Consider the following 12,965-nt stretch of genomic DNA (forward strand, 5'->3'; position numbering starts at 1 on the left):
CCAACAGGGTGCCGTTGTCCCACCCGGTCTTATGAATGCACCCAATTCCCTGAGCCAGCTTGCATCGATTGCCGCCGGCGCCGGCGCGCAGCGCCCGGCGAGTCGGCTGCGCGAGATTCCGTACAACTACACCTCGTTCTCGGACCGCGAGATCGTGATCCGCTTGCTTGGCCAGCGCGCCTGGGATGTGCTGGATCGGCTGCGCGAGGAACGCCAGACCGGCCGCTCGGCGCGCATGTTGTACGAGGTGCTCGGCGACATCTGGGTCGTGCAGCGCAACCCTTACCTGCAGGACGACCTGCTCGACAACCCGAAGCGGCGCCGCCAGCTGATCGAAGCGTTGCACCACCGGCTCGGCGAGATCGAGAAGCGGCGCCAGCCGCAGGACGATGCGCAGCGCGATCTGATCGTTGGTGAGCTGCTGCAGGCGGCGTCGCTGGCGGTGGTGCAGTTCGCCAGCCAGTTCGACGAGGTCGCCGACCTGCGCCGACGCGCGACGCGCGTGCTCGGCCGAATCACGCGCAAGGACAATATCAAGTTCGACGGCCTGTCGCGCGTCTCGCACGTGACCGATGCCACCGACTGGCGGGTCGAATACCCGTTCGTCGTGCTGACGCCTGACAGCGAAGCCGAGATGGCGGCGCTGGTCAAGGCCTGCATCGACCTCGGGCTGACGATCATTCCGCGCGGCGGCGGCACCGGCTATACCGGCGGCGCGATTCCGCTGACCTGGAACAGCGCGGTCATCAATACCGAGAAACTGGAGGCGATGACCGAGGTCGAGTGGCGCACATTGCCGGGCGTCGAGCGCGAGGTCGCCACCGTCTGGACCGAAGCCGGTGTCGTCACGCAGCGCGTCGCCGATGCAGCGGATCGGGCTGGTCACGTCTTCGCGGTCGATCCGACCTCGGCCGAGGCATCGTGCATCGGCGGCAACATCGCGATGAATGCCGGCGGCAAGAAGGCGGTGTTGTGGGGCACCGCGCTCGACAACCTGGTGTCGTGGCGGATGGTCACGCCCGAGGCCAAATGGCTCGAGGTGGTGCGGCTGAACCACAACCTCGGCAAGATCCACGATGTCGAGCTGGCGAGCTTCGAGCTCAATTTCTACGATGCGTCGGGCAAGGTGCTCGAGCGTACCGAACGCCTCGACATCCCTGGCGCGCGCTTCCGCAAGGAAGGCCTCGGCAAGGACGTCACCGACAAGTTTCTCGCCGGCCTGCCAGGCATCCAGAAGGAAGGCTGCGACGGCCTGATCACCAGTGCGCGCTGGATCGTCCACAAGATGCCCGCGCATACGCGCACCGTCTGCCTCGAATTCTTCGGCAATGCGAAGGAGGCGGTGCCGAGCATCGTCGACATCAAGGACTACATGTTCGGCCTGATCAAGGCAGGCGGCGTCGAGATGCCCGACGGCCGGCGCGCGCAGGTGCTGCTCGCCGGCCTCGAACACCTCGACGACCGCTACCTGAAGGCGGTCGGCTACGCCACCAAGAGCAAGCGCGGTGGCTTGCCGAAGATGGTGCTGCTCGGCGACATCGCCGGCGACGACCCCGATGCGGTCGCGCGTGTCACCAGCGAGGTCGTGCGGCTGGCGAACGGCCGCGCCGGCGAGGGCTTCATCGCAGTCAGCGCCGAGGCACGCAAGAAATTCTGGCTCGACCGCAAGCGCACCGCGGCGATCAGCCGCCATACCAATGCCTTCAAGGTCAACGAGGATGTGGTGATCCCGTTGCCGCGGATGGGCGAATATACGAACGGCATCGAGCGGTTGAACATCGAATTCAGCCTGCGCAACAAGCTGGCGCTGGTCGATGCGTTGACGGACTTCTTTGTCGCCGGCAACCTGCCGCTCGGCAGGAGCGACGATGCCGGCGAGATCGCATCGGCCGAACTGCTCGAGGACCGCGTCAGCCAGGCGCTGCAGCTGCTGCGCGACGTGCGCGATCGCTGGCAGCTGTGGCTCAGCCACCTCGATGCGACACCGCCGCCGGGCGCGCAGTCTGATCCGTCGCGCGACCAGCGCAGCTTCTTCGAGCAGTTGCAGGATCACAGCCTGCGCGCATCGTGGAAAACCGAGATCCGCGCGCCGCTGAAAGGCATCTTTGCCGGCTCGGCGCTGGCGCCGATCGTCGACGCCGCCGATGCGATCCACAAGCAGGTGCTGAAGGGCCGCGTCTGGATCGCGCTGCACATGCACGCCGGCGACGGCAACGTGCACACCAACATCCCGGTCAACAGCGACAACTACGAGATGCTGCAGACCGCGCACGAGGCGGTGGTGCGGATCATGCAGCTCGCGCGCAGCCTGAACGGCGTGATTTCGGGTGAGCACGGCATCGGCATCACGAAGCTCGAATTCCTGACCGACGACGAACTGGCGCCGTTCTCCGACTACAAGCGCCGGGTTGATCCGGAGGGCCGCTTCAACAAGGGCAAGCTGCTGCGCGATCCGGGGCCGGATGCCGATCCGCACCGCGTCCATGCCGACCTGACGAATGCCTATACGCCGAGTTTCGGCCTGATGGGCCACGAGTCGCTGATCATGCAGCAAAGCGACATCGGCGCGATCGCCGACAGCGTCAAGGACTGCCTGCGCTGCGGCAAATGCAAGCCGGTCTGTGCGACCCATGTGCCGCGCGCCAACCTGCTGTACAGCCCGCGCAACAAGATCCTCGCGACCTCGCTGCTGGTCGAGGCCTTCCTGTACGAGGAACAGACGCGGCGCGGCGTCTCGATCAAGCACTGGCATGAATTCGAGGATGTGGCCGACCACTGCACGGTCTGCCACAAATGCCTGAGCCCGTGTCCGGTCGACATCGATTTCGGCGATGTCTCGATGAACATGCGCAACCTGCTGCGCAAGCTCGGCAAGAAGGGTCTGCGGCCCGGCAACAAGGCCGCGATGCTGTTGCTCAATGCGACCAATCCGCAGACGATCAAGCTGCTGCGCATCGCCATGGTCGACATCGGCTTCAGGCTGCAACGCTTTGCCAACAAGCTGCTGCGCGTGCCGGCGAAGATGCAGACCGCCGCACCGCCGGCGACGCTCGGGCCTGCGCCGATCAAGGAGCAGGTGATCCACTTCATCAACAAGAAGCTGCCTGGCGGCCTGCCGAAGAAGACCGCGCGCGCCTTGCTCGACATCGAGGACAAGAACTACGTCCCGATCATCCGCGACCCGCAGGCAACAACCGCCGACAGCGAGGCGGTGTTCTATTTCCCCGGTTGCGGTTCGGAACGCTTGTTCTCGCAGGTTGGCCTGGCCACCCAGGCGATGCTGTGGCATGCCGGTGTGCAGACGGTGCTGCCGCCGGGTTATCTGTGCTGCGGCTACCCGCAGCGCGGCAGCGGCCAGTTCGACAAGGCCGAGAAGATCATCACCGACAACCGGGTGCTGTTCCACCGCGTCGCCAATACGCTGAACTACCTCGACATCAAGACCGTCGTCGTCAGCTGCGGCACCTGCTACGACCAGCTGCAGGGCTACCAGTTCGAGAAGATCTTCCCGGGCTGCCGGATCGTCGACATCCACGAATTCCTGCTCGAGAAGGGCATCACGCTCGACGCATCGCAGCAGGCCGGCTACCTGTACCACGATCCGTGTCATACGCCGATGAAGCTGCAGGAGCCGATGAAGACGGTGAAGGCGCTGGTCGGCGAGCGGGTGATCGAAAGCAAGCGCTGCTGCGGCGAATCCGGAACGCTTGGTGTGACGCGCCCGGACATCGCGACCCAGGTGCGTTTCCGCAAGGAAGAACAGCTGCAGATCGACGAGGCGGCGTTGCGGCGGCAGGATGGCGTCGCCGATGCCGGCAAGATCAAGATCCTGACCTCGTGCCCGAGTTGCCTGCAGGGCCTGAGCCGTTATCGCAACGACCTCGACAATGGCCTGCTCGAGGCCGACTACATCGTCGTCGAGATGGCCAGCAAGATCCTCGGCGGCAACTGGATGGCCGAATACGTCGGGCGAGCGAACAGCGGCGGCATCGAACGCGTACTGGTCTGATCCGCGCCGCGCCAGCCGCCGTGGCGCGGCGGCGCGTCAGGACTGGCGCTGGAACGGCAGGTCGACGCCGTCGCGCCGCATCGTCATCTGCTGCGGAAGCTCGGCGTCGTCGAACAGGAATTCGATGCCGCTGTCGCGCATCACCAGGCGACGCTTCGTGACCGCGACCAGTTCGACATCGCCGGCAACAAAACCCTGAGCCCACAGGCGGCCGTCCCGCAACATGATTTGCAATGATGCATTGCGCCGCGCCACCCATTTGCCGGCCAGCTGCTGCAGGGTTGTCTCGGGCAGCGCGACCAGGTTGAAATCGCGCTCGCTGATGCCGGCGTCGAGCGCCCGCAGTGCCAGCGAGCGGGTCTCGATGAAGGCATTCGACAACACGGCGCCAGCGCGTTGCGTTGCCGGCTCGAGCCAGACCGAGACCGAAAAGCCGGAGGTTGCGCCGTCCTGGTTGAAAAACTGACGCCGACGGCCATCGGCGGCGACGATGGTGCTGATCTCCCAGCCGAAGCCGAACGGGTGCAAGGGATGTTCGCCTTCGGTGCGTTGCTGCAGGCACATCGCAAAGGCATCGCGCAGCGGATGGTCGAAGGCGCCAACCGCTGCCTGCATGAAGCGGCCGACCGATTCGATCGAGCCGAGCAGGCCGACGGCGCCGGCCAGCGCATCGAAGCGCCACGGCAGTGCCGGCCGGCGCTGGCCGTCATGTGGCGCCGCCAGCAGCGGCGCCTCCGCGAAGGTGCCGGCCAGCGCAGCGCCGATCGTCGAAAGGTCGTCGCCGACCGGCAGCGGCCGGGCCAGCCGCAGTTCCGGCAGGCCGAGCGGCAGCAGCACATCGCGGCGCAAGGCCTCGTCGAGGCTCAGCCCGAGGCGGCGTGCCAGCACCAGTGCCAGCAGGCCGTAACCGAGGTTGGAATATTCGAAGCGCGCGCCGCGCGCAACCACCGGCCGCCAACTGCGCAGATACTGGTACAGCCGCTGCTCGGTATAAAAGGCGTAGGGATCCTTGATCTCGTTGTTCAGCAGGTCACCGGGCATCCGCGGCAGCCCGGAGCGGTGCGTCGCCAGATCGATCAGCCGCAGCGGCTGGCCGCTGCTGTCGCGCAGACGAATGAGCTCGGGCACGGCGTCCTCCACCGCATCGTCGAGCGACCAGCGGCCCTTCAACACGCCATCGGCAAGCAGCAGCGCAACAAAGGCCTTGGTCAGCGATCCGAGCTCGAACACGGTGCTGGTCGTGATCGGCTCGCTGGCGCCATGGCGTTTCGCGCCGGCAACATCGAGCCGCAAACCGCTGCGGTCGAGTTGCGCGCTGGCAAAACCGACACCATCACGTTGCAGACGCTCCCGCAACGCGCCGCTCAACGATTCCGTTGCCGACGTTGTGGCGTGGCCAGGCCAGGCCGGCATCGACAACAGCGGCGCCGCACAGGCGCTCAGCAGCACGCTGCGTCGGCGCGGATCGATGCGACGATCGAGATTTCTGAGGTGGTCGTTCGCCAAGCTGGCCCTTGCAAAGGATGTGACGGAAGCGGCATTTTCAATGATCCGCGCGGTCGCAGGCGGCGCGCCGCCGCCGCTACGGGCTTCCCACATGCGCGCCGCAATTTTCGCGGTCAATAATGGTTCGTCCTCCGGCTGCCCTGGGCAGCCGGCCTGCTGCAAACATGCCGGCGCGAGGATTGCCGCTCTCATGGCAATTGCCGATACGCCAGCCAGGCAGCGCGTGCAGAATGGTGCACGATCCCCGGTTGCGGCCAGTCCAGCGTGTCCGGTCCGATACCCGAACCCAGAAGGAGACAGTCTTGAGCGTTTTCATCCAACGACGTCATCTCATCGCCATCGCCGCCGCGGCAATGATTCCCGCTGCCGCGCAGGCCGAACAATTCGTCAACATCCTGACCGGCGGTACCAGCGGTGTCTATTACCCGCTCGGCGTTGCGCTCGGCAAGATCTACGGCGAGAAGATCCCCAATGTGCGCACGCAGGTGCAGTCGACCAAGGCCTCGGTCGAGAACCTGAACCTGCTGCAGAGCGGCCGTGGCGAAATCGCGCTGGCGCTCGGTGACTCGGTCAAGTCGGCCTGGGAGGCCGATGCCGAAGTCGGTTTTCCGAAGAAGCTCGACAAGCTGCGCGGCATCGCCGCGGTTTATCCGAACGTGATCCAGATCGTCTCGTCGCAGGCCAGCGGCGTGAAGACCTTTGCCGACCTGAAGGGCAAGAGCCTGTCGGTCGGTGCGCCGAAGTCCGGCACCGAGGTCAATGCCCGCCGCATCTTTGAGGTGATGGGCATGTCGTACAAGGACCTCGGCAAGACCGAATACCTGCCGTTCGGCGAATCGGTCGAACTGATCAAGAACCGGCAGCTCGATGCGACGCTGCAGTCGGCCGGCCTCGGTGTCTCGTCGATCCGTGATCTGGCCAGCTCGATTCCGATCAATGTCGTCTCGGTGCCCGCCGATGTCGCGAAAAAACTCGGCCCGCCGTTCGTCGCAACGACGATCCCGGCCAACACCTATTCGGGACAGACGGCCGATGTGCCGACGGTTGCGGTGGTCAACTTCCTGGTGACGCATTCGGGTGTCTCCGATGAACTGGCCTACCAGATGACCAAGCAGCTGTTCGAGAACCTGCCCGACATGGTCGCTGCGCACAAGGCCGCAACGGCGATCGACCTGAAAACTGCCGCCGACGGCATGCCGGTTCCGCTGCACCCCGGTGCGGTGCGCTACTACAAGGAAAAAGGCGTGATGAAGTGAGCGGCAGGCGACCGTGAGCAACGCACCCGCCGCCGCCGAAGAGCCGAGCGGCGACGCCTTACTGCAGCAGCACGACCCCCTGGCGGCCGGTTTTCCGGCCGGCACGGAGGGTCGTTTGCTGTTCTGGTGGGCGTTCGTCTTCTCGAGCTTCCAGATCATCACCGCGGCCCACATCCTCGATCTGCCGAGCCAGATCGTGCGGGCGGTGCACGTCGGTTTCCTGCTGTCGCTGGTATTTCCGCTGATGGCGGCGGCGCGCCGCGACAGCGTGCCGATCAAGGTGGTGAGCTGGGTGGCGGGCCTGCTCGGGGTCGCGACCGCGATCTACCAATGGGTCGAATACAACGCGTTGATCATCCGCGCCGGTGATCCGACGCAGGTCGACATCGTCGTCGGCGTGGTGCTGCTGGTGCTGCTGTTCGTCGCGACGTGGCGGGTGATGGGGCCGGCGCTGCCGATCATCTCCGGCATCTTTCTCGGCTACTGCCTGTTCGGGCAGTACCTGCCGTCGCCGCTGAACCACCGCGGCTATGACTTCACGCAGGTGATCGACCACATGGCGTTCGGCACCGAAGGTGTCTACGGCATTCCGACCTATGTGTCGTCGAGTTATATCTTCCTGTTCATCCTGTTCGGCTCGTTCCTCGAGCGCGCCGGGATGATCACGCTGTTCACCGACATCGCGCTCGGCCTGTTCGGCAGCCGCCGCGGCGGGCCGGCCAAGGTGGCCGTCGTCGCCTCCGGGATGATGGGCACGATCTCCGGCTCCGGCGTTGCCAACGTCGTGACGACCGGCCAGTTCACGATCCCGCTGATGAAGCGTTTCGGCTACCGCTCGGCATTTGCCGGCGGCGTCGAGGCGACCGCGTCGATGGGCGGCCAGATCATGCCGCCGGTGATGGGCGCGGTCGCCTTCATCATGGCCGAGACGCTCGACGTGCCCTATGCATCGGTCGTCAAGGCTGCAGTCGTGCCGGCGGTGCTGTATTTCATGTCGGCGTTCTGGATGGTCCATCTGGAAGCCGGCCGCGCCAACCTGTCCGGCCTGCCGGCCGATGAACTGCCGTCGCCGATGCGTGCGCTGACGCAGCGCTGGTATCTGATCCTGCCGCTGGTGGTGCTGGTGGTGCTGCTGTTCTCCGGCTATACGCCGCTGTTCGCCGGCACCGTCGGTCTGGCGCTGACGGTGATGTTGATCCTCGGCGGATCGATCGCGCTCGGCCTGCCGTCGATGGTGCTGCGCGTGATCTTCTGGATCGGGCTCGGGCTGGTTGCCGCATCGTTTGCCGAATTCGGCATGGTCGCGCTGGCCAGCGCGATCGTCGTGCTGATCGCCGTCAACGTGTTCAGAAAGGGCGGCCGCGCAACGCTCGCGCAATGCCGCGACAGCCTGTCCGAAGGCGCGAAGACCGCGCTGCCGGTCGGTATCGCCTGCGCGATCGTCGGCATCATCATCGGCACGATGACGCTGACCGGCGCGGCCAATACCTTCGGCCAGTTCGTCGTCGCGGTCGGCAAGGAAAGCCTGTTCCTGTCGCTGGTGCTGACGATGCTGACCTGCCTGGTGCTCGGCATGGGCATCCCGACGATCCCGAACTACATCATCACCTCGTCGATCGCCGGCCCGGCGCTGCTCGAGCTCGGCGTGCCGCTGCTCGTCACGCACATGTTCGTGTTCTATTTCGGCATCATGGCCGACCTGACGCCGCCGGTTGCGCTGGCCTGCTTCGCTGCCGCGCCGATCGCGAAGGAGCGCGGGCTCAGCATCTCGATCCAGGCGATCAAGGTCGCGGCGGCGGGATTCGTGATCCCGTTCATGGCGGTTTATTCACCGGCGCTGATGCTGCAGCCGGGCGGTCCGATGGCGGCCGACTACGGGCTCGTCGTCGCGGCGATCTACATCATCTTCAAGGCCCTGCTGGCGATCGGCCTGTGGGGTGCTGCGGTGATCGGTTATCTGAAGGTGCCGATGAGCCGGCTCGAGCGGCTGGTCGCAGCGGCCGCAGCGATCACCTTGATCGCCGCCTTGCCGCTGACCGACGAGATCGGCTTCGTGCTGGCAGCGATCGCGATCGCGATGCACTGGCGCCGCAGCCGCAGCGTGCTGGTGCCGGCGACACGTTCTTGACGGCGCGCTCCCGGCGGCGGCCTGCAGCAGCCGCGCCGGGCGATTGAGGCTTTTTCGATGAGCGGCATCTGCATCGCGTCGGCGCTGGCTGCGCTGAGCCTCGCCGGCACCGGCTTCACGTTGAGCTGGACCCATTCGGTCGAGCGCATCGAATGGCAGGAGCACTGGCTGGTACGCAGCGGGCAGTTGCTGCTCGCCGAAGCACGCGTCAAGGGTTCCGGCGCCGGCATGGAGCCACCCCCCGATGCGCAGTGGCGCGACGGCTGGTGGGCTTATCGCCCGCAGTTGCCGCCGCAGCCGCAACTGCTGCTTGCAGTTTCCGGCGCGACACCGAGCGGCTGGACACTGTGCGTCGACGGCGGCGCGTGTCACGACCTCGAGCAACGGCTGGCGCAGGGGCGGGCGATCGACGGGTTGCGGATCGCCGCCAGTGCCGATTGCAGGCCGATCGATCGCTGATTCGCCTTGGCGCGGAGCGGCGTCGACGCTCTCCCGCATCGGCCGCATCTGTTGCACACTTCCGGAATGCCGCCGCCGCCACTGCCAACCGCCACCACGCTCGACCCGGTCGATCCGGCTCCACCGGCTCCATCCGTCGCGGACGAAGACCATTCGCGGCTGGTCGTGTGGCTGCTCAATGCAGGCCATGCGATCGACCACATGTTCCTGCTGATCTTCGCGACCGCGGTCGGCGCGATCGCGGTCGAGTTCGGCTTCAACCGATGGGAAGACCTGATGCCGTTCGGCGTCGGCGCCTTCGTGATGTTCGGCGTCGGTTCGCTGCCGTCCGGCCGGATTGCCGATTCCTGGGGCCGGCGGCGGATGATGCTGGTGTTCTTCTTTGGCATCGGTATCGCGTCGCTGCTGGCCGGACTGGCGCGCAATGCATGGGAGCTCGCCGCGGTGCTGACGCTGCTCGGCACCTTTGCGTCGATTTACCACCCGGTGGGCATTCCGATGCTGCTGCAGAGCACGCCGCGGCCCGGTGCGGTGATCGGCATCAACGGCCTGGCCGGCAATCTGGGCATTGCGGTGGCCGCGCTGAGCACCGGATTCCTGGTGCAGTGGCTGGGCTGGCGGGCGGCCTTCGTCGTGCCCGGACTGCTGACGATCGTCTGCGGCATCGTTTTTGCCCGCGTCTGCCCGCAGGAACTCGAGGCGCCTGCCAAGCGGACCCGCAAGGCGAAGGTCGCGCTGCCGCCGAAGCTGCTGGCCCGGGTCTTTGCGGTGATGACCGCGGCGTCGATCACCGGCACGCTGCTGTTCAACTTCTCGACCAACGGCAATGCGCAGCTGCTGACCGAACGCTTTCGCGGCATCGTCGACGACCCGGCGCTGATCGGCACGTTGCTGGCAATCGTCTATGCGCTGGCCTCGCTGGCGCAGGTGGTGGTCGGCCGGCTGATCGACCGATTCCCGATGCGGCCGCTGTATCTGGCGGTCGCGGCAAGCCAGATTCCGCTGCTGATGCTCGCGACCCATGCGCAGGGCTGGTGGATGCTGGCACTGGTGCTCGCGATCATGGTCTTCATCTTCGGTGCGGTGCCGTTCACCGACGCGATGATCGTCCGTTATGTCGACGACCGCATCCGCTCGCGGGTGGCCGGCGCACGGTTGACGGTCTCGATCGGTTTCAGTTCGCTCGCTGTCTGGGTGCTCGGCCCGTTCGTCAAGGCCTCCGGCTTCGACAGCCTGCTGTGGACGATGGCAGCGATTGCCGCCTGCACGGTGGCCGTCGTCTGGTACTTGCCCGATGAGCGCACGGTGAACGCGCCGGCTTGAGCGTTCGCCGGGCGTTGCCTCCGGCATGAATCCGCGCAGCGCGGTTGGCGCTGCGCGGAAGGTCGAGATCCGAAGGCCCGGACCCCGGATGACTCAGCGGATACTCGACGCGACGCGGGCGAGAAACCGCTCGCGCCACGGCTTCAGGATGAACCAGGCGGCCAGCGCTGCGGCGATGTTCAGCGCCGCTGCGATGTAGAACACCGGTGCCCAGCCATGGCTGGTGACGATCACTGCGCCGATCGGCACCAGCAGCGCGGCCGTGCCTTTTGCGGTGTACAACATCCCGGCATTGGCCGATGCATGTTTGGCGCCAAAGGTGTCGGTGCAGATCGACGGGAACAACGAATAGATCTCGCCCCAGGCGAAGAACACCAGGCCGGTCAGGATCACGAAGGCAACCGGGTTGTGACCGTAGTGCAGCAGCGCAATGATGCCGATGCCTTCAATCATGAACGCGATCAGCATCGTGATCTCGCGGCCGATCATGTCGGACACCCAGCCGAAGAACGGGCGGGTAAGGCCGTTCAGCACACGGTCGATCGCAAGCGCAAAGGTCAACGCCGGCAGCGTCAGCCCGAGCATCGAGACCGGCGCGCCGTCGAGGCCGAAATCCTTCGCGATCGAGCCGAGTTGCGCGGTGGCCAGCAAGCCGCCCGAAGCGACCGAGACGAACATCAGGTACATCAGCCAGAACAGCGGCTGGCGGACCACCTCGCCGAGGCTGAAGTCACGGCTTCCCTGCAGCAGCGTCGTCGACTTGACGACCTCCTTGCTCGATGCCGGCGGCTTGATCAGCAGCAGCGCGGCGATCATCACGACCAGGCCCTGGAACAGGCCGAAATTGAAGAAGGCGGCCTGGTAGCCGTCGGCCTTGATCATGTTGGCGATCGGAATGATGGTCAGCGCCGAGCCGGCGCCGAAACCGGCCGCCGTCAGGCCCGCGGCCAGGCCGCGCTTGTCGCCGAACCACTTGACCGCGTTGCCCATGCAGGTGCCGTAGACCGAGCCGGCGCCAATGCCGCCGACCACCGCACCGAAGTACAGCATTGCGAGGCTTTCGGCCTTCGAGTTGATGACCCAGGCAACGGCGCACAGCGCGCCGGCGACAAAGACCATCTTGCGCGGTCCGATGCGGTCGACGATCCAGCCTTCGACCGGAACCAGCCAGGTCTCGGTGACGATGAAGATCGTGAACGCGATCTGGATCGCGGCGCGGCCCCAGCCGTGGGCCTGGCTCATCGGCTCGACGAAAAGCGTCCAGCCGTACTGCAGGTTGGCGATCATCGACATGCAGACGATGCCGAGCAGCAGCTGGATCCAGCGGTTCGAATACCAGCTGGCTGATGCGGCGACGTCGGCGGTTGCCGACGTGCTGCCGATGGTTGCAGTGTTCATCGTGAGGATCTCCGGAATTGGCGCGGGATGCGTGGCAGCACTGTCGCGTTTGCGCGACCGATCGCCGCGTGCCGTAAGTCATGACATCGCTGCGCACTTACCCGCGGTGCTGCGGGTAAATACCGGTGACGAAGGTCATGGGCCGCCGCAGCGGCGCGGGTCAGCGCTGCGGGCGTTGACCGAGGACCAGCACCGCCAGTTCGGTGCGGGTATTCGCATGCAGCTTCTGCATGATCCGGCTGACGTGGTTCTTCACGGTGCCCTCGGCGAGGTGCAGGGTGTTCGCAATCTGGCGATTGCTCTGGCCCTGGGCCAGCAGGTCGAGGACGGCGGCCTCGCGCGCCGTCAGACCGTCCTGCGCAGCGTCGCGCCGCTGCACCGGCCGTGCCGCCGCTGGTGCCGCCGCAGCTGGTTGGGGTTCGCTCGAGACCTGCCGATTGGCCAGCAGGCGGAACTGGTCCATCACCTTGCGCGCGACATGCGGCGTCAGCCGCGACTCGCCGCGGAATACCGCGCGCACGGTCTCCAGCACCTCGTCCTCGGCCGCATCCTTCAGCAGATAGGCTTGTGCGCCGGCACGCACCGCGTCGAACACCATGTCGTCGGCGTCGAAGGTCGTCAGCACCATCACCCGCGTCGCCGGCAGCGCCGTCGTGATTTCGCGGGTTGCCAGCACGCCGCTCTTGCGCGGCATGTGCAGGTCCATCAGCACAACGTCCGGTTGCAGGCTGCGGGCCAGTTCGACCGCCTCGATGCCGTCGGCGGCCTGGCCGACGACCTCGATGTCGGCCTCGGCGGCGAGCAGCAGGGCCATGCCGCGCCGTATCAGCGCCTGATCATCGGCAATCAGTACGCGGATGCGTGGCGACATCGGGAGTGCCTGGCT

Annotated in this window: 8 protein-coding genes; 5 read left to right on the forward strand and 3 right to left on the reverse strand. The window is 66.1% G+C overall.

Annotated elements, in window-relative coordinates:
• Positions 1-31: 31 nt before the first annotated feature.
• The gene (locus ACNH6H_RS16380) at positions 32-4,009 is read left to right on the forward strand and encodes a DUF3683 domain-containing protein (RefSeq protein ID WP_418319145.1); all 3,978 of its coding nucleotides are present in this window, start codon (positions 32-34) and stop codon (positions 4,007-4,009) included.
• Between the two features lie 36 nt (positions 4,010-4,045).
• On the opposite strand, the gene ACNH6H_RS16385 is transcribed toward ACNH6H_RS16380, so the two are convergent.
• Positions 4,046-5,515 (reverse strand): serine hydrolase domain-containing protein, encoded by a 1,470-nt coding sequence (locus ACNH6H_RS16385; RefSeq protein WP_418319147.1) that lies wholly within the window; start codon positions 5,513-5,515, stop codon positions 4,046-4,048.
• Positions 5,516-5,817: 302 nt separating this feature from the next.
• On the opposite strand from ACNH6H_RS16385, the gene ACNH6H_RS16390 reads away from it, so the two are divergent.
• From ACNH6H_RS16390 to ACNH6H_RS16405, 4 genes are all read left to right on the forward strand, one after another.
• Positions 5,818-6,771: a TAXI family TRAP transporter solute-binding subunit gene (locus ACNH6H_RS16390; RefSeq protein WP_418319148.1), complete on the forward strand. Its 954-nt coding sequence runs from the start codon at positions 5,818-5,820 to the stop codon at positions 6,769-6,771.
• A gap of 13 nt (positions 6,772-6,784) precedes the next feature.
• Positions 6,785-8,899 (forward strand): TRAP transporter permease, encoded by a 2,115-nt coding sequence (locus ACNH6H_RS16395; RefSeq protein WP_418319149.1) that lies wholly within the window; start codon positions 6,785-6,787, stop codon positions 8,897-8,899.
• A gap of 57 nt (positions 8,900-8,956) precedes the next feature.
• The gene (locus ACNH6H_RS16400) at positions 8,957-9,358 is read left to right on the forward strand and encodes a DUF1850 domain-containing protein (protein WP_418319150.1); all 402 of its coding nucleotides are present in this window, start codon (positions 8,957-8,959) and stop codon (positions 9,356-9,358) included.
• Between the two features lie 66 nt (positions 9,359-9,424).
• Positions 9,425-10,681 carry an MFS transporter gene (locus ACNH6H_RS16405; protein WP_418319152.1) on the forward strand — a complete coding sequence of 419 codons (1,257 nt, stop codon included), beginning with the start codon at positions 9,425-9,427 and terminating at the stop codon, positions 10,679-10,681.
• A 93-nt stretch (positions 10,682-10,774) separates the two neighbouring features.
• On the opposite strand, the gene oxlT is transcribed toward ACNH6H_RS16405, so the two are convergent.
• Together oxlT and ACNH6H_RS16415 are read right to left on the reverse strand one after the other, a co-directional pair.
• Positions 10,775-12,079, reverse strand: a complete 1,305-nt coding sequence (gene oxlT / locus ACNH6H_RS16410) for an oxalate/formate MFS antiporter (protein WP_418319153.1) — start codon at positions 12,077-12,079, stop codon at positions 10,775-10,777.
• Positions 12,080-12,239: 160 nt separating this feature from the next.
• Positions 12,240-12,950, reverse strand: coding sequence for a response regulator transcription factor (locus ACNH6H_RS16415; RefSeq protein ID WP_418319155.1), 711 nt, complete (start codon positions 12,948-12,950; stop codon positions 12,240-12,242).
• Positions 12,951-12,965 lie beyond the last annotated feature (15 nt).

Source organism: Pseudideonella sakaiensis (assembly GCF_048320135.1).
In the GTDB taxonomy this organism is placed as follows: Bacteria; Pseudomonadota; Gammaproteobacteria; order Burkholderiales; family Burkholderiaceae_C; genus Ideonella_A; species Ideonella_A sakaiensis_A.